Consider the following 15,968-nt stretch of genomic DNA (forward strand, 5'->3'; position numbering starts at 1 on the left):
GGCCGGCGGACACCTGCCGTATTTGCCGGTCTTCGCATACGGCGGATTGTCGGTAGTCTTCCCGGGGTGAGAGCCTTGCGTCGGTTCACCGTACGAGCCCACCTTCCCCAGCGGCTGGCCGGACTGGGCCCGCTCGCCGTCAACCTGCGCTGGTCGTGGCACACGCCCACGCAGGACCTGTTCGCCTCGATCGATCCCGGCCTGTGGCGCCGCGTCGAGCAGGACCCGGTGCGGATGCTCGGCGAGGTGCCGCCGGCCCGCCTCGACGCGCTCGCCGCGGACGAGGAGTTCCTCGCGCGGCTCGACGCCGAGTCGGCCGATCTCGACGACTATCTCGCGAGACCGCGCTGGTACCAGCACGAACAGAACGAGGGCGTCCGGCTGCCGTCCGGCATCGCCTACTTCTCCATGGAGTTCGGCGTGTCCGAGGTCCTGCCGAACTACTCCGGCGGACTCGGCATCCTGGCCGGTGACCACCTCAAGGCGGCCTCGGACCTCGGGCTGCCGCTCATCGGTGTCGGCCTGCTCTACCGTTCCGGCTACTTCCGGCAGTCCCTGACCGCCGACGGATGGCAGAGCGAGCACTACCCGAACTACGACCCGCAGGGACTGCCGTTGCGGCTGCTGACCGAGGCGGACGGCACCCCCGCGCTGATCCAGGTCGCCATGCCCGGCCATCGCACCCTCACCGCCAGAGTGTGGATCGCCCAGGTCGGTCGCGTCCCGCTGCTGCTGCTCGACTCGGACATCGCGGAGAACGACGAGGAGCTGCGCGGGGTCACCGACCGTCTCTACGGCGGCGACCAGGACCATCGCATCAAGCAGGAGATCCTGGCCGGGGTCGGCGGCGTGCGCGCCGTCCGGGCCTACACGCGCATCGCGGGACTGCCCGATCCCGAGGTGTTCCACATGAACGAGGGACACGCCGGGTTCCTGGGCGCCGAACGCATCCGCGAACTGGTCACGGGCGCCGGTCTGGACTTCGACGAGGCGCTCGCCGCCGTCCGCGCCGGCACCGTCTTCACCACGCACACCCCGGTTCCCGCAGGCATCGACCGGTTCCCTGCGGACCTCGTCCGGCACTACTTCTCCGGCCCGAACGGCGAGAACGAGTCGGCACTGCTGCCGGGCCTGGGGGTGGACCGCATCCTCGCCCTCGGCCGGGAATCGGATTCCCGGGTGTTCAACATGGCTCATCTCGGTCTGCGGCTCGGCCAGCGCTGCAACGGCGTGTCGAAGCTGCACGGCCGGGTCAGCCGCGAGATGTTCGTCGAGCTGTGGCCCGGCTTCGACGCCCGCGAAGTCCCGATCGGGTCGGTGACCAACGGCGTGCACGCGCACACCTGGGCCGCCCGTGAGTGGCTCGAGTTCGCCAACCGCCTCGCCGGTCCCGACCGGGTGGAGGAGGCCAAGGGCTGGGAACTGCTGCAGACGGTCGAACCGCGCGAGCTGTGGGCCACCCGCAACACGTTGCGCGCGCAGCTGGTGGAGGAGATCCGCCGGCGGCTGCGCCGGTCCTGGCTCCAGCGCGGCGCCACCGAGGCGGAACTCGGGTGGGTGGACGGGGTGTTCGACCCGCACGTCCTCACCGTCGGTTTCGCGCGCCGGGTGCCGACCTACAAGCGGCTCACCCTGATGCTGCGCGACCCGGAACGACTGCGTGCCCTGCTGCTCGACGAGGAACGCCCCGTGCAGCTCGTCGTCGCCGGCAAGAGTCACCCGGCCGACGACGGCGGGAAGGCACTGATCCAGCAGGTGGTGCGGTTCGCCGATGCCGCCGACGTGCGGCACCGCATCGTCTTCCTGCCGGACTACGACATGTCCATGGCCCGGTACCTCTACTGGGGCTGCGACGTGTGGCTGAACAATCCGCTGCGCCCGCTCGAGGCATGCGGGACGTCCGGGATGAAGTCGGCCCTCAACGGCGGGCTCAACCTCTCCATCCGCGACGGCTGGTGGGACGAGATGTACGACGGCGAGAACGGGTGGGCCATTCCCACCGCCGACGGGGTGATGGACGAACATCGCCGGGACGATCTCGAGGCCAGTGCCCTGTACGAGTTGCTCGAGCGGTCGGTCCTGCCGCGGTTCTACGACCGGGACGGCAGCGGGGTGCCCACGCGATGGATCGAGATGGTGCGGCACACGCTCCAGAACCTCGGTCCGAAGGTGCTCGCTTCCCGCATGGTCCGGGACTACACCGTGCAGTACTACGCGCCGGCCGCCGCCGCCGCACGGGAGGCGGTCGCCCACGGGTTCGCGGGGGCGCGGCAGCTCGCCCACTACCGGCGCCGCGTCGAGGCCGCATGGCCGGCCGTGCGGGTGGCCCAGGTCGACAGCGCCGGACTGCCGGACATCCCGGAAATCGGGTCCAAGCTCGCCCTGACGGCTCACGTGTACCTCGGCGGTCTGCGCGCCGACGACGTAGTCGTGCAGGCCGTCGTCGGCCGGGTCGGGCCCGACGACACCCTGTCCGACGTGGTGACGGTGCCGATGCGGCACACCGGTACGGACCCGCTCGGCGAGGTCTTCGAGGTCGAGGGCGCGTTGCCGATGGCGGGGTCGGTCGGCTACACGGTGCGGGCGCTGCCGCATCACGAGCTGCTCGCGTCGGACGCCGAACTCGGCAAGGTCGTGCTCGCCTAGCTAGCCCGCGGGCCCGCGGCCGCTCGCGTCGAGCAGGACGCACGCGGCATCGCGGGCCTGCCGGGCGACGGCGGGAGAACCGGAGATCGCCGCCGTTGCCATCGCCCCGTTGGCCAGGATCGCCAGCTGGTCGCCCAGTTCCGGCGGACTGCCCGCGTCCGCCACGAGTCCGCGCAGGTAGCGCCGGAATGCGTCCTTGTGCGTGCGGGCGATCTCGGCGACCTCGCTGGAGATTCCGCCGAGTTCGCCGAACGTGTTGATGAACGTGCAGCCGCGGAAGTCGCTGCAGGCGAACCATTCCTCGAGAAAGTCGAACACCGCGAGGACCCGTTCGCGCGGATCGGTACGGGCGTCGACATACCGGCGCAGATCCGTGAGCACGGTGTGATCGCGCCGGGTCAGCACGGCCTCCACGAGCCGGTCCTTGGCGGGGTAGAGCTGATAGAGACGCTTGAGCGACACTCCGGAGCGGGACCGGATCGTGTCCATGCCGACGGCCTGGATGCCGTGCTCGTTGAACAGTTCCTCGGCGGCATCGAGCAGCCGGGTCTGCGCGGTGTCCGCGTCCATCGGAGCCCTCCCTCTTGCATCGAGAACCATCGTTCTCTACGCTACACCCTGTAACGGAGAACGACCGTTCTCCAGCTGATCCGAGGAGGACTCCATGTCCGCTTCTGTTGTCCGACACCGCACCGAGACCATCGACGGGCTCGCCGTCGCCTATCGCGAGGCCGGAGACCCGGGTGCGCCGGCTCTCGTTCTGTTGCACGGCTTCCCGTCCAGCTCGCACATGTTCCGGAACCTGATCGCCGACCTCGCCGACACGTACCACCTCGTCGCTCCCGATCACATCGGATTCGGCCGATCGGCGATGCCCGCCGTCGACGAGTTCGACTACAGTTTCGACCGCCTCGCGCAGATCACCGCCGCGCTACTCGACCGGATCGGGCTCACGCGCTTCGCCCTCTACCTCCACGACTACGGCGCCCCGATCGGCCTGCGGATCGCGGCCGCGAATCCCGAGCGTGTCACCGCGCTGATCAGTCAGAGCGGCAATGCCTACCGCGAGGGGTTCACCCCGTTCTGGGAGGTTCTCTTCGCCCACGCGCAGGACCGCGCCGCCCACGAACCCGCCGTCCGTGCCCTCCTCGAGCCCGAGGCCACCCGGTGGCAGTACGCCCACGGCGTCCCTGAGGACCGGCTCGACCGGATCGCGCCGGAAGCCTGGCTGCTCGACCAGCTGGGCCTCGATCGGCCGGGCAACAAGGAGATCCAACTCCAGTTGTTCTGGGACTACCAGTTCAACCTGGACGCGTACCCGGCGTTCCAGGAGTACTTCCGCACCTGGCAGCCGCCGACCCTGGTGGCGTGGGGCCGTGGTGACGAGATCTTCGGTCCCGCCGGTGCGGAAGCATTCGGCCGCGACCTCCCCGAGGCGGAGATTCACCTGCTCGACGCAGGGCACTTCGCCCTGGAGACCCACGGGCCGGAGATCGCGGACCTCGTCCGGGGATTCCTGAGCCGCACCCTGACCGGCCGCACACTGACCGGCCACACCCTCTGAGACCGAAGGAGTGGAATCGGATGCCACCGCTTCTCGGCGAGGCGCCGGACCGGTCCCGCCGTGCCCTGGCGGCCGCCCTCGCCCCGGGGGCCGTCGCGCTCGGCTCGGCCGGCGCGCTCGCCGCCCTCGAGAACCTCGCACACTGGGCGGTGTTCGGGCTGCCGTATGTCGCCTCGGCAGCCCTCATCGCCCTCGCACCCGGCACCCCGGCCGCCCGGCCCGGAGCGATCGTGCGGGCCTATCCCGCGGCCGCGGCCGCGGCACTCGTCGTCGCGGCCGTCACCGGTCCGTCGCAGGCAGGTGCCGCCGTCGCGGCGGGACTCGCGGTCGTCGCCATGGCGCTGCTGCGGGCACCGCATGTGCCCGCCGCCGTGTGCGCCGGGGCGATCGGGCTCACGGACCCGGGAATCGGCTACGTGGGAACCACGCTGGTGCCGGCGCTTCTCGTCGTCGTCGTCGCGACCGTCGCCGGGCGGGTGCTGCCCGGATTCGTCTATCCGGTGCGGGTCGCCCAGGCCGGCTGACCCGGACGGGCGCCCGGCGCTGTGCGCACGTCGAGGCATAGCACCGCACGGCGGTGGGTATACACCCGTTGCGCCCGACTGGGTGTATCGGAGATCCGAGGAGGAGGATGTACTCGCGAGAAGGCTCGCCAGCGTTCACATCGACCGGGTTGTTCTACCGCGGGGTCCGCGCCGAGCCGGGCCAGGTGACGATGCTGCGTCAGGCTCTGGACCGCTGGCTCGGCCGCCTCCGTCTCGGAGCGGAAGTAGGCCAGGACGTGCTGCTGGCAAGCTACGAAGCGCTGGCCAACGTCGTCGAGCACGCCTACTCCGACGGGCATGGAGATCGCCTCGGTGCGGTCGACCTGGAGGCCGTGTACCGACCCGACGAGTGCTCCGTCGAGGTGATCGTCACCGACCACGGCCGATGGCGTACCCCGGACGACGCGTCCGGCGACAGCTGCCGGGGCCGCGGGCTCGCGCTGATCCGGACTCTGACGTCGCACACTGATGTCGTCTCCGTCCCCGACGGCACCTCGGTCACGATGAAGTGGGACGTGTCGGGTTGTCCCGCGCTCGTCGCGGCACCGTGACAGTGACGGATCACCGGCTTCCGTTAGCGCCCCCCTGCGGCGCTGTCCGGAAGCCGGTGATCCGGTCGGAGACCACCGGCGCCGGGAGAACGCCGGTGGTCAGCTTCCGGTGCCGCGCCGGCTCGACGCCCATCCCGGGCGCCGCCGGGCCGCGGCGGGTGTGCGGTCGGCGCGCGTGTGGTCGTCCGCGAACATCGCGTCGATACGAGCCTTGATTTCGATCGTGCTCATCGCCGAACCCGGGGCTGTGCTCCGGTGGGCGAGGTGATCAGGGTGGTTCATCGCGTCCTTGCTCGGGTGGGCCCGGCAGAGCCGGTCGGATCGGGTGATCAGGGGCGGATCATCAGGGCCGCGCCCGCGACGGTTGCGACGGTGAGAAGCGCCGCAAGCACGCCGAGGGCGAGAGACTGGCTGATCGCGACGACGAGCCCGCACGAGAGGGCGCCCGCGCCGGTGACGATCACCGGCACCGAGAGCAGCGGCGAGCCGTCGGTGTGAGTCGAGCGAGGAGCGACGTAAACCATGGGTGTTCCTTCTTCGCGGAGCATGTCCGGGAGGTACACCGACGTGGAACGGCGAGCAGCCGGCCTGGCGCGGTGTTCTCCGAGACCTGTCCACACGATGCGTGGAGAGCGAGAGGGGGAGCACCGGGGGTCGGGGCGGCTCCGATTCGAGCGTCGCCGGGATCTGGGGCGGAAGCTCTGGCTACCAGGGTAGAGGATGTGATGTAGGCGGTGCCAGGGAACTTGTGTGATTTGTGTCACTATCGAGGGGGTGACCGGAAGGAGCGCACCGGTGTTCGACCAGGACGAATTCATGGCGGTACTGTCTCGATTTGCGCGCCGGCTGCCGACCTCCTATGACGTCGGCGCGGCCCTCGACGAACTCGTCGACGGCGTGACCGCCGTTCTGGGCCTGCTCGGTTGCGGGGTGAGCCTGCAGTGCGAGGGCCGGCTGCAGTTCGTCACCGCGGCCGCGGAAGTGGTCGGGAAGATGGAACGCTGCCAGGAGGACGCCGGTGTAGGACCGTGCCGGTACGCGTTCGATCGGGGCGAACCCATCGCGGTCGCCGATGTACGGACACGGCCGGACCTGTGGCCGGAGTTCGCGGAGAAGGCGCGGGAGTACGGAATCGCGGCGGTGGCCGGGATCCCGATGCAGCTCGCGGACGACAAGATCGGCGCCCTCGACATGTACGCCTGCGAACCGCGTGACTGGGCGGATCGCGAGATCGCGGCGGCGCAGGTGTGCGCCGACATGGCCACCGGCTACATCGTCAACGCCAACAAGCTTCGGCAGCACGAGCAGTTGAACGCGCAACTGCAGGCCGCGCTCGATTCGCGCATCGTCATCGAACAGGCGAAGGGCGTCATCGCGCAGGCCCGGAACATCACCCCGGACGAGGCGTTCCAGCTGATCCGTGGCCACGCCCGGCGGAATCAGGCACCCGTGCGATCGGTCGCCGAGGCCGTTGTCGAGGTGGGCCTGCGGGTCTGAATGTCGTGGCGACGGCCGCGGTTCTCACACCGGGCGGACGTTCTCCGCCTGAGGGCCCTTCACACCCAGCCCGACCTCGAACTCCACGCGCTGGCCTTCCTCCAGCGAGCGGAAGCCCGTGCCGGCGATCTCCGAGTAGTGGACGAAGATGTCGGGGCCCCCGCCGTCCTGGGCGATGAACCCGAACCCCTTTTCCTCGTCGAACCACTTGACGATGCCCTGTGGCATATCCGAAAGCCCCCTGTCCCTGCGCCCCTTCGAAACCGGCCGCTGCACCTTCTCCGATGCTGCCGCGAAATAGCCGTAAATTCAGGGGATCTCGGGAACATCTCGGGATCGGACCTGTGACGGCACGATCAGCCGCGCAGCCGGGTGAGCGCTTTGCGCACCACCTGTGGATCGGCGGTCTCCCAGAACGGCGGCAGCGACGCGCGCAGGTATCCGCCGTACCGTGCGGTCGCCAGGCGGGGATCGAGCACCGCCACGACCCCCCGATCGTCCGTGCTCCGCAGCAGCCGCCCGACGCCCTGCGCGAGCAGCAGCGCCGCATGGGTGGCCGCCACCGACAGGAAACCGTTGCCCCCGCGCGCCTCCACGGCCCGCTGCCGCGCGACCAGCAGCGGATCGTCCGGCCGCGGGAACGGAATCCGGTCCAGGATCACGAGTGAGAGTGACGGCCCCGGGACGTCCACGCCCTGCCACAGCGACAGAGTCCCGAACAGCGACGTCGGTTCGTCCGCTGCGAACCTGTCCACCAGGGCGCCGGTCGCGTCCTCGCCCTGGCACAGAATGGGTGTGTCCAGACGCTCCCGCATCGCCTCCGCGGCCGCCTTCGCGGCCCGCATCGACGAGAAGAGGCCGAGCGTGCGCCCACCGGCCGCCTCGACCAGCTCCGCGATCTCGTCCAGGTACGCGGGGGAGAGCCCGTCGCGGCCCGGCGGCGGCAGATGCCTGGCGACGTACAGGATGCCGGACTTGGCGTGGTCGAACGGCGATCCCACGTCCAGGGAGTTCCACCGCAGGTCCCCGTCGTCCGACGGAGGTTCGGTCCCCGACGCTGCACCCGTGTCGCTGCGTGCCGGCGACTCCGGCGGCAGCCCCCAGTTGACGGCGAGCGCGTCGAACGAACCGCCCACCGTCAACGTCGCCGACGTCAGGACGACCGTCGCCTCGGCGAACAGCCGGGAGCGCAGCAGGCCACCGACGGACAGCGGCGCCATCCGCACCGTGTGACGGACGTTGCCGCGGAACTCGTCGGCGGCGTGCCACACGACGTCCCGACGCGCGGCGGGATCGGTCTCCTCGAAGGCGGTCAGCACCCGCACCGCGCAGTCGTGCACCTCGTCGACGTCCGCGAGCGCCTGGTTGCGGGCGGCGGCGGCCTCGGCGTCGAGGCCGGGCTTGGGCGGCCCCAGCGCGGTGCGCACGGACCAGGCCGCGTCCCGGATCGCGGCCAGTGCCGCGCCCGCCCCCTCTGGCAACTCGTCCCACCGTCCCGGCGGCAGCTCCTCGAGCAGCGCCTCCCAGTTCTCGGCGGCGCCCTCGAGGCGGTCCACGTCCGCGTCCTCGATCAGTTTCACGCAGCGCCGGGCGGCGGCCGAGACGGTGCCGCCGGACAGCTCGGCCGTCGCGACCCCGGTGACGCGGTCCACGAGCTCGTGCGCCTCGTCGACCACCACCACGTCGTGCTCGGGGAGGATCGACAGACCGCTGATCGCATCGATCGCCAGCAGGGCGTGATTGGTGACGACCACGTCGACCTGCCCAGCCTCGGCCCGGGCGATCTCCGCGAAGCAGTCCTCACCGACCGGGCAGCGCGACTTGCCCAGGCACTCGCGGGCACTCACACTCACCTGACGCCACGCCTGATCCGACACGCCCGGGACGAGGTCGTCCCGGTCGCCGGTGTCGGTGGTCGACGACCACTCCGTGACCCGCCGCACCTCCCGGCCGATCCGCGACAGCGCGAACGCGTCGAACAACTGGTCGTCCGCCGGAGGCTCCTCCGCCAGACCGGTGTGAATCTTGTTCAGGCACAGGTAGTTACCGCGGCCTTTGAGAATCGCGAACCGGGGGCGCCGGCCCAGCTCCGTCGCCAGCGCGTCGGCCAGTCGCGGCAGATCCCGGTCCACCAGCTGGCGCTGCAGCGCGATCGTCGCGGTGGAGACCACCACGGTCCGGCCCGTCTGCACCGCATACCGCACCGCCGGCACGAGATAGGCGAGCGACTTGCCGGTGCCGGTGCCGGCCTGGACGGCCAGGTGCTCACCGGTGTCCAGCGAATGCGCCACGGCCGACGCCATGGTCAGCTGGTTGCGCCGTTCCTTGCCGCCCAGCGCGTGCACCGCGGTGCGCAGCAGTTCCGGCACATTCGGGAGTTCGGGCACCGCGCCAGGGTACTGGGCACCACCGTCAGGCTCGCGGACCGACCTGTCCCACCAGCTCCACACCCGCCTCCCGGAGCGACGAGAGTGCCGACTCGACGGTCGTCGCGCTCACCCCCGCGGTGTACGGCAGCAGCACGCGGGTCTCGAACCCCGCGGCCGCCGCGTCGAGCGCGGTCGCGCGCACGCAATGATCGGTAGCGATGCCCACGACGTCGACCTCGGTGACGCCGTGCCGGCGAAGCCACTCGTCGAGCGACTCGCCCGTGTCGTGACTGCCCTCGAAGCCCGAGTACGCGGCCTCGAACGCCCCCTTGGAGAAGATCGCCTCCACGCGGGTGGTGTCGAACGCCGGGTGGAACTCGGCACCCGGGGTTCCCACGCGGCAGTGCGGCGGCCACGAGTCGACGAAGTCCGGCTCGTCGGAGAAGTGCGCCCCCGGATCGACGTGGTGGTCCCGGGTGGCGACCACGTGCGCGTAGTCCTGCGCGTGCGCGGTCAGGTACCGGCTGATATCGGCGGCGACCGCGGCGCCGCCGGCCACGGCCAGCGACCCGCCCTCGCAGAAGTCGTTCTGAACGTCGACGACGACCAACGCCCGCGACATCGTCCTCACCTCACGAATCGGGTCGGCACCGCCGCGTCACCCGCCGACAGGGTCAGGCCCTCCCAGGGGAGACTGATCAGCCCGTGGGCGAGCAACGCCCGGCTCTCCTCCAGCGTAGCCACGTCGTCGACCCGTTCGCCGTCGCAGATCAGAGGCACCATCAGCTCGTGCACCACCTCGCCGTCACCCTCCGGGACGGGTGCTTCCGCCGGGTAGATCACCTCTTCCACCAACGTGCCGGTCGGGCGCGCGAACCGCACCGCCCGCTTGGCGCCGCCCCGGGACTCCTTGTGGGCACTGCGCTTCTCCACCGGGATGCCGTCGACCTCGACCAGCTTGTAGACCATTCCCGCCGTCGGTGCGCCCGACCCGGTGACCAGCGACGTGCCCACGCCGTACACGTCGACCGGCTCGGCGCGCAGACCCGCGATCGCGTACTCGTCCAGGTCACCCGACAACACGATCTTCGTGTTCGTCGCGCCCAGCCCGTCGAGCTGCTCACGCACCTGCCGGGCCAGCACGCCGAGATCACCCGAATCGATCCGGACGGCCCCGAGACCGGTGCCGGCCACCTCGACGGCCGTGCGCACCCCGTTGGTGATGTCGTACGTGTCCACCAGCAGCGTGGTTCCCACCCCGAGCGTCTCGACCTGGCTGCGGAACGCCGCCGCCTCGTCGCGACCCGCACCCGTCGTGTGCACCAGCGTGAATGCGTGCGCCGCGGTACCCGTGCCCGGCACCCCGTGCCGGCGCACCGCCTCGAGATTCGACGTCGCATCGAAGCCCGCCAGGTACGCGGCCCGCGCACACGCGACCGCCGCCTCCTCGTGGGTGCGGCGCGACCCCATCTCGATCAGGGTGCGGCCGTCCGCGGCGCTGACCATCCGGGCCGCCGCCGAGGCCACCGCGCTGTCGTGATTGAGGATCGACAGGATCAGCGTCTCGAGCAGGACGCACTCGGCGAACGTGCCGCGCACCGCCAGCACCGGCGAACCGGGAAAGTAGAAGTCGCCTTCGCGGTAGCCCTCGATGTCGCCGGAGAACCGGTAGCCCCGCAGCCACTCCACGGTCGACGCGTCGAGGAACCGTCCCGCCACCGCGAGTTCCTCCTCGCCGAAGCGGAACGTCTCGAGCGCATCGACGAGCCGGCCGGTCCCACCGACCACGCCGTACCGGCGCCCGGGCGGCAGACGCCTCGCGAACACCTCGAACGTGCAAGGGCGGGAACCGGTACCGTCCGCAAGCGCAGCCTCGAGCATCGTCAGCTCGTAGACGTCCGTGAACAGGGCGGTACTCGCCGTCGTGGTCGACCGAAGAAGGGAATCGGGCACCCGCTCACTGTAGAGGGGCACGGTGGGATGCCGCTGTATCGGCGGGCGCGGACGCCGTACCCTGGAGACATGGCGATGTGTTCCTCGACAAGCCCGTTCGACACCGCCCCCACGGAGCTGTCCGACGCAGTTACCGTGGCCTCGTTCCCCACGGTCACCCTGGCGGCAGGGCAGGCAATGCCGGCGGAAGCCGAAGCCGTCGAGGAGATCGAAGCCGTCGACCGGCCCTGGGTCACCGTCGTATGGGACGACCCGGTCAACCTGATGCACTACGTCGCATACATATTCCAGAAGCTGTTCGGGTACAGCAAGGCCAAGGCCACCGAACTGATGCTCAAGGTGCACAACGAAGGCAAGGCCGTCGTCTCGAGCGGTTCGCGTGACAAGATGGAACACGACGTGCAACGCCTGCACGCCGCCGGGCTGTGGGCGACGATGCAGCGGGCCGAGTGACCGGCCGCCCGCTCGCCGACAATTCCGACCGCGGAGCCAGGAGGAGCCGACCGACGTGCGGCAGTGGAGCAGGAAGAACTCGCTCGGAGGCGTGAAGCTGCGATCCGAGATGGACGCACACGAAGCGTCGGTGCTGCGCTCGCTCGTCGCATCCGTACTCGGCATGCTCGAGGAACGCGCCGCCGGCGCCCCACAGGACGACCTCGCCGCGCTCACCGGTCTGCGCACCGGCAACTCCACCCCGCCGGACGTCCCCGCCCTGCAACGGCTGCTGCCCGACTTCCACCGACCCGACGCCGACGCCACCGTGCATCCCGACGACGAATCGGCCGACCTCAACGGCGCCCTGCGCAGCCTGCACGAACCCGACATCATCGACGCCAAGCTCGCCGCCGGAGCTGTCATCCTGCGCACCGTCCCCGAATCCGGTGGGAAGGTGGTTCTCAGCCCCGAGCAGGCCGACGCCTGGTTGTACGGGCTCAACGACCTGCGGCTTGCGCTCGGCACCACCCTCGGCATCGACGACGACACCCCCGAAGTGCTCGACGAGGACGACCCGCGAGCCCCCCACCTCGACGTCTACCACTGGCTGACCTGGATGCAGGACTCCCTCGTCCAGGCGCTCATGCCGTGACGGCCGCGCCCGGACCCACCGACTCGCTCACCGACGTCGCGGGTATGCGCGTGGGGCACTGGCACGCCCTCGACACCGACGTCACCCTCGGCTCCGACGACACCTACGGCACCGGACGGGCCACCGGGTGCACCGTCGTCGTCCCCGACCGCGCCGCCACCGCCGCCGTCGACGTCCGCGGCGGCGGCCCCGGCACCCGGGAAACCGACCTGCTCGACCCCAGCCACTCCGTGCAGCGCGTCGACGCCGTACTCCTCACCGGCGGCAGCGCCTACGGTCTCGCCGCCGCCGACGGCGTGATGCGGTGGCTCGAGGAACACGGGCGCGGCATCGCGATGGGACCGCCGGGAGCCGTCGTGCCCATCGTGCCGGGCGCAGTCGTCTTCGACCTGCCCGTGGGGGAGTGGACCGCGCGCCCCTCCGCCGACAGCGGATACCGGGCCGCCGCGGCCGCCGGCACGACCGTCGCGCGCGGCACCGTCGGCGCCGGGGTCGGCGCCCGCGCCGGCACCCTCAAGGGCGGCATCGGCACCGCGAGCCTGGCCCTGACCGACGGCCCCGCCGCCGGCGTCACCGTCGCCGCACTCGTCGTCGCCAACCCCGTCGGGGCCGTGTTCGATCCCGAAACGGGCCTGCCGTGGGGCCTCGGGCCCACCCGGGCCGCTCAGCTCGGACTCGTCGCCCCGGCCGCCGCCGAGATCGCCGCCGCCAACGCCCTCGCGCCGAAGGGCACCGCCCTCAACACCACCATCGGCGTCGTCGCCACCGATGCCGACCTGACCGCCGCCGCCTGCCGCCGGGTCGCCGTCGCCGGACACGACGGACTCGCGCGGGCCGTTCGCCCCGCGCACTCCCCGCTCGACGGCGACACCCTCTTCGCCCTTGCCACCGGCACCGCGACGGTGCCCGCGTCGGCACGTCCGATCCCCGACGCCTTCGCGCCCGAACTACCCGTGCTGGCCGCCGTCTGCGAGGTGGCCGCCGAGGTCGTCCAGCGCGCCGTCGTGGACGCGGTGCTGCACGCGACCGCGGTCGCAGGCATCCCCGCCTACCGCGACCTGTTCCCCTCCGCCTTCGCGACCGGGACCACCACGTCGCGCTGACGCGCTCAGCCCGGCGCACCCTCCGACACGCGCTTCATCTGGCCACCGCAACAGATCTCCGAATGTGCCATCTCCTCGTTGCACGGGCACGCCTTCTCGTAGACGAGCTGCGCACCGCACTTCTCGCAGATGTAGCGATCTCCGACGCTTCTGGGCACGACTGCCTCCCCGGGTCGACGGTGACCTCCACGGTAGCCACCGCACCGCCGGGATAGTGCGGTTTCACGCGGTCGCGCCCGGTGCCGAGCAGGGCGCCCACGCCCGGTGCCGATCAGGGCCCCCGTCGGTAGGCTCGAAAGTCAGGAACACCATGCAGGACACACGCGAAGGGCGAGCGCATGACCGTACCCGACGGTTCCCGTCCCGGGCTCCGGCCCGTCTGGCAACGCGCGGCGCTGCTGATCGCCGGGTTCGTCGCCCTGCTCTACGCAATCGAGGCCGTCGACGCCGCCGCGCCCGCCGAGCTCGACACCGCCGGCATCGAACCGAGAAGCGCCGACGGACTGTGGGGCGTGCTGTTCGCCCCCGTGCTCCACGCCGACTGGGCGCACCTGAGCGCGAACACCATCCCCCTGCTCGTGCTCGGATTCCTCGTGCTCGTCTCCGGAATCGGCCGCGGCCTGGCCGCCACCGCGATCATCTGGGTCGTCGGGGGACTCGGGACGTGGCTCACCGCCGGAGCCGGCTTCGTGCACATCGGGGCGTCCATCCTCGTCTTCGGATGGCTCACCTACCTGATCACGCGCGGCATCTTCACCCGGCAGGCGAATCAGATCGTCATCGGGGTGATCGTGCTGTTCGTCTACGGCAGCATCCTGTGGGGCGTGCTGCCCAGCGACCCCCGCGTCTCTTGGCAGGGGCACCTCTTCGGTGCCGTCGGCGGCGTCCTGGCCGCCTGGCTGCTCTCCGCCGACGAGCGTCGCCGGCGGCGTTCCCCAGCTGTGCCGAGCTCCCCGTTCGGGTGAGACGCACCCCCGCCAGGCAACTGACCGATCGGTAGGATCACAGCGTCGGCGCGACTGTGACATCTCTCGATCAAAACCCGTGTTGGCTTCGTCGCAACCACAGGGACGTGGCAGCATGAGCCCATGCGCATGACCGTCCTGGGGTGTTCCGGCAGCGTGGCCGGGCCGGATTCCGCCGCGTCGGGCTACCTGATCACCGCCCCCGGCACCCCGCCCCTGGTGATCGACTTCGGTCCCGGGGTCCTCGGGGCCCTGCAGCGGTACGCCGATCCCGGCGAGGTCTCGCTGTTGCTCTCGCACCTGCACGCCGACCACTGCCTCGACATACCGGGCCTGCTCGTCTGGCGGCGCTACTCCCCGAACCGCCCGACCGGACGCACCCTCGTCTACGGCCCCGCGGACACCAGCGTCCGCGTCGGAGCCGCCTCCGCCGAGATCGCCGGTGAGATGGACGATGTCAGCGACACCCTGGACGTGCGAACCCTCGCGGACGGGGAAGCCTTCCGCTTCGGCGCGCTCACCATCCGCCCCGGCCGGGTCAACCACCCGCCCGAGGCCTACGGATTCCGCATCACCAGCGACTCCGGACGCACCGTCGTCTACACCGGTGACACCGGCATGTGCGACGAGGTCGTCGACCTCGCGCGCGGTGCCGACGTCCTGCTGTCCGAAGCCTCCTGGACCCATGCGCCCGATGACCGGCCCGACGGCATCCACCTCTCCGGCGCCGAAGCCGGGCTCGTTGCCGCGCGTGCCGAGGTGGGAGAGTTGCTGCTCACCCACATCCCGCCGTGGACCTCGCGCGAGGACGTCATCGCCGAAGCCAAGGAGCAGTATTCCGGGCCCGTCCACGCGGTGTCCGCCGGAGACGTCTACCGCATCTAATAGGCTCGTCCGGGTGACCACACGAGAAGACGGCAGAGCGGACGACGAACTCCGCCCCATCCGGATCACCCGAGGATTCACCAACCACCCCGCGGGCTCGGTGCTCGTGGAATTCGGCCAGACCCGCGTCATGTGCACCGCCAGCGTCGAAGAGGGCGTACCGCGCTGGCGCAAGGGCTCCGGTCTCGGCTGGCTCACCGCCGAATACGCGATGCTCCCCGCCGCCACGCACACCCGTAGCGGACGCGAATCGGTCAAGGGCAAGCTCGGCGGCCGCACCCAGGAGATCAGCCGCCTCGTCGGCCGCGCCCTGCGCGCCTGCATCGACCTCGCCGCCCTCGGCGAGAACACCATTGCCATCGACTGCGACGTCCTGCAGGCCGACGGCGGCACCCGCACCGCCGCCATCACCGGCGCCTACGTGGCGCTCGCCGACGCCGTCACCTGGCTGAGCGCGGCAGGGCGCCTGACCGACCCGCAGCCCATCTCCTGTGCCATCGCCGCCGTGAGCGTCGGCGTCGTCGACGGCCGCGTCCGTCTCGACCTGCCCTACGAGGAGGACGTGCGCGCCGAGGTCGACATGAACGTCATCGCCACCGACACCGGCACCCTCGTCGAGGTCCAGGGCACCGGCGAAGGCGCGACGTTCGCACGCTCCACCCTCGACAAGATGCTCGACTCCGCGCTCGCCGGCATCGCCGAACTGTGCGAGATCCAGAAGCAGGCGCTCGAAGCGCCCTACCCGGGCACGCTCCCGCAGCCCGTGACACCCGAGCGCACCCGGAAGAAGTTCGGTGTCTGAG

General features: G+C 71.0%; 19 protein-coding genes. 11 read left to right on the top strand and 8 right to left on the bottom strand.

The features are described 5' to 3' along the window. Window positions 1–66: 66 nt before the first annotated feature. Complete coding sequence (gene glgP, locus AC2IPW_RS09240; protein WP_486376736.1) at window positions 67–2,646, top strand: alpha-glucan family phosphorylase; 2,580 nt, start codon at window positions 67–69, stop codon at window positions 2,644–2,646. Here glgP and AC2IPW_RS09245 read toward each other — a convergent pair whose 3' ends face one another. Next, complete coding sequence (locus tag AC2IPW_RS09245; protein WP_486376737.1) at window positions 2,647–3,216, bottom strand: TetR/AcrR family transcriptional regulator; 570 nt, start codon at window positions 3,214–3,216, stop codon at window positions 2,647–2,649. It abuts the gene before it with no gap. Between the two features lie 94 nt (window positions 3,217–3,310). Between AC2IPW_RS09245 and AC2IPW_RS09250 the strand changes: the two genes are divergently transcribed. The 3 genes from AC2IPW_RS09250 to AC2IPW_RS09260 all read left to right on the top strand — a co-directional run bounded on the left by AC2IPW_RS09250 (window position 3,311) and on the right by AC2IPW_RS09260 (window position 5,306). Continuing rightward, complete coding sequence (locus AC2IPW_RS09250) at window positions 3,311–4,210, top strand: alpha/beta fold hydrolase (protein ID WP_486376738.1); 900 nt, start codon at window positions 3,311–3,313, stop codon at window positions 4,208–4,210. A 20-nt stretch (window positions 4,211–4,230) separates the two neighbouring features. Continuing rightward, entirely contained in the window at window positions 4,231–4,734 is a 504-nt protein-coding gene (locus tag AC2IPW_RS09255; protein WP_486376739.1) for an HPP family protein, read from the top strand. 107 nt (window positions 4,735–4,841) lie between these two features. Continuing rightward, entirely contained in the window at window positions 4,842–5,306 is a 465-nt protein-coding gene (locus AC2IPW_RS09260) for an ATP-binding protein (protein WP_486376740.1), read from the top strand. Window positions 5,307–5,405: 99 nt separating this feature from the next. Here AC2IPW_RS09260 and AC2IPW_RS09265 read toward each other — a convergent pair whose 3' ends face one another. Next, window positions 5,406–5,537, bottom strand: a complete 132-nt coding sequence (locus AC2IPW_RS09265) for an AMP-binding protein (RefSeq protein ID WP_235157647.1) — start codon at window positions 5,535–5,537, stop codon at window positions 5,406–5,408. 98 nt (window positions 5,538–5,635) lie between these two features. Continuing rightward, entirely contained in the window at window positions 5,636–5,830 is a 195-nt protein-coding gene (locus tag AC2IPW_RS09270) for a hypothetical protein (RefSeq protein ID WP_003938813.1), read from the bottom strand. 271 nt (window positions 5,831–6,101) lie between these two features. Between AC2IPW_RS09270 and AC2IPW_RS09275 the strand changes: the two genes are divergently transcribed. Then, window positions 6,102–6,803 carry an ANTAR domain-containing protein gene (locus tag AC2IPW_RS09275; RefSeq protein ID WP_486376741.1) on the top strand — a complete coding sequence of 234 codons (702 nt, stop codon included), beginning with the start codon at window positions 6,102–6,104 and terminating at the stop codon, window positions 6,801–6,803. Between the two features lie 24 nt (window positions 6,804–6,827). Here the strand turns inward: AC2IPW_RS09275 and AC2IPW_RS09280 are convergent, their stop codons facing one another. The 4 genes from AC2IPW_RS09280 to AC2IPW_RS09295 all read right to left on the bottom strand — a co-directional run bounded on the left by AC2IPW_RS09280 (window position 6,828) and on the right by AC2IPW_RS09295 (window position 11,146). Beyond that, window positions 6,828–7,031 carry a cold-shock protein gene (locus AC2IPW_RS09280; protein ID WP_486376742.1) on the bottom strand — a complete coding sequence of 68 codons (204 nt, stop codon included), beginning with the start codon at window positions 7,029–7,031 and terminating at the stop codon, window positions 6,828–6,830. A 128-nt stretch (window positions 7,032–7,159) separates the two neighbouring features. Further along, on the bottom strand, window positions 7,160–9,190 hold the full coding sequence (locus tag AC2IPW_RS09285) for an ATP-dependent DNA helicase (protein ID WP_289377477.1): 2,031 nt from the start codon (window positions 9,188–9,190) through the stop codon (window positions 7,160–7,162). 25 nt (window positions 9,191–9,215) lie between these two features. After that, window positions 9,216–9,794, bottom strand: a complete 579-nt coding sequence (locus tag AC2IPW_RS09290) for an isochorismatase family protein (protein WP_003938817.1) — start codon at window positions 9,792–9,794, stop codon at window positions 9,216–9,218. A gap of 5 nt (window positions 9,795–9,799) precedes the next feature. Further along, on the bottom strand, window positions 9,800–11,146 hold the full coding sequence (locus AC2IPW_RS09295) for a nicotinate phosphoribosyltransferase (protein WP_054374486.1): 1,347 nt from the start codon (window positions 11,144–11,146) through the stop codon (window positions 9,800–9,802). A 48-nt stretch (window positions 11,147–11,194) separates the two neighbouring features. On the opposite strand from AC2IPW_RS09295, the gene clpS reads away from it, so the two are divergent. From clpS to AC2IPW_RS09310, 3 genes are read left to right on the top strand one after another with little or no spacing between them, the layout of a single operon-like run. Further along, the gene (clpS, locus tag AC2IPW_RS09300; RefSeq protein ID WP_003938819.1) at window positions 11,195–11,578 is read left to right on the top strand and encodes an ATP-dependent Clp protease adapter ClpS; all 384 of its coding nucleotides are present in this window, start codon (window positions 11,195–11,197) and stop codon (window positions 11,576–11,578) included. 55 nt (window positions 11,579–11,633) lie between these two features. Further along, on the top strand, window positions 11,634–12,212 hold the full coding sequence (gene aosR / locus AC2IPW_RS09305) for an oxidative stress transcriptional regulator AosR (protein ID WP_003938820.1): 579 nt from the start codon (window positions 11,634–11,636) through the stop codon (window positions 12,210–12,212). After that, window positions 12,209–13,315 carry a P1 family peptidase gene (locus AC2IPW_RS09310; protein WP_416063299.1) on the top strand — a complete coding sequence of 369 codons (1,107 nt, stop codon included), beginning with the start codon at window positions 12,209–12,211 and terminating at the stop codon, window positions 13,313–13,315. Before aosR ends, AC2IPW_RS09310 begins: the two co-directional genes overlap by 4 nt. Window positions 13,316–13,320: 5 nt before the next feature. On the opposite strand, the gene AC2IPW_RS09315 is transcribed toward AC2IPW_RS09310, so the two are convergent. Then, window positions 13,321–13,473 carry a hypothetical protein gene (locus AC2IPW_RS09315; RefSeq protein WP_193788823.1) on the bottom strand — a complete coding sequence of 51 codons (153 nt, stop codon included), beginning with the start codon at window positions 13,471–13,473 and terminating at the stop codon, window positions 13,321–13,323. Between the two features lie 180 nt (window positions 13,474–13,653). Between AC2IPW_RS09315 and AC2IPW_RS09320 the strand changes: the two genes are divergently transcribed. The 3 genes from AC2IPW_RS09320 (at window position 13,654) to rph (ending at window position 15,967) form a co-directional block, all read left to right on the top strand. After that, a complete protein-coding gene (locus tag AC2IPW_RS09320; RefSeq protein ID WP_371383377.1) occupies window positions 13,654–14,280 on the top strand; it encodes a rhomboid family intramembrane serine protease in 627 nt (208 codons plus the stop codon). A gap of 123 nt (window positions 14,281–14,403) precedes the next feature. Next, complete coding sequence (locus AC2IPW_RS09325) at window positions 14,404–15,165, top strand: cyclic nucleotide-degrading phosphodiesterase (RefSeq protein ID WP_054374482.1); 762 nt, start codon at window positions 14,404–14,406, stop codon at window positions 15,163–15,165. Between the two features lie 13 nt (window positions 15,166–15,178). After that, window positions 15,179–15,967, top strand: a complete 789-nt coding sequence (rph, locus tag AC2IPW_RS09330; protein ID WP_010596763.1) for a ribonuclease PH — start codon at window positions 15,179–15,181, stop codon at window positions 15,965–15,967. Window position 15,968: the final 1 nt, after the last annotated feature.

It is taken from the genome of Rhodococcus sp. NS-SX18 (genome assembly GCF_057367935.1).

What these genes read in the sequence shown, in the direction of transcription:
- AC2IPW_RS09245 (WP_486376737.1), bottom strand. Translation starts at nt 3,216, where the DNA reads ATGGACGCGGACACCGCGCAGACCCGGCTGCTCGATGCCGCCGAGGAA.
- AC2IPW_RS09250 (WP_486376738.1), top strand. Translation starts at nt 3,311, where the DNA reads ATGTCCGCTTCTGTTGTCCGACACCGCACCGAGACCATCGACGGGCTC.
- AC2IPW_RS09255 (WP_486376739.1), top strand. Translation starts at nt 4,231, where the DNA reads ATGCCACCGCTTCTCGGCGAGGCGCCGGACCGGTCCCGCCGTGCCCTG.
- AC2IPW_RS09260 (WP_486376740.1), top strand. Translation starts at nt 4,842, where the DNA reads ATGTACTCGCGAGAAGGCTCGCCAGCGTTCACATCGACCGGGTTGTTC.
- AC2IPW_RS09265 (WP_235157647.1), bottom strand. Translation starts at nt 5,537, where the DNA reads ATGAGCACGATCGAAATCAAGGCTCGTATCGACGCGATGTTCGCGGAC.
- AC2IPW_RS09270 (WP_003938813.1), bottom strand. Translation starts at nt 5,830, where the DNA reads ATGGTTTACGTCGCTCCTCGCTCGACTCACACCGACGGCTCGCCGCTG.
- AC2IPW_RS09280 (WP_486376742.1), bottom strand. Translation starts at nt 7,031, where the DNA reads ATGCCACAGGGCATCGTCAAGTGGTTCGACGAGGAAAAGGGGTTCGGG.
- AC2IPW_RS09290 (WP_003938817.1), bottom strand. Translation starts at nt 9,794, where the DNA reads ATGTCGCGGGCGTTGGTCGTCGTCGACGTTCAGAACGACTTCTGCGAG.
- clpS (WP_003938819.1), top strand. Translation starts at nt 11,195, where the DNA reads ATGGCGATGTGTTCCTCGACAAGCCCGTTCGACACCGCCCCCACGGAG.
- AC2IPW_RS09320 (WP_371383377.1), top strand. Translation starts at nt 13,654, where the DNA reads ATGACCGTACCCGACGGTTCCCGTCCCGGGCTCCGGCCCGTCTGGCAA.
- AC2IPW_RS09325 (WP_054374482.1), top strand. Translation starts at nt 14,404, where the DNA reads ATGCGCATGACCGTCCTGGGGTGTTCCGGCAGCGTGGCCGGGCCGGAT.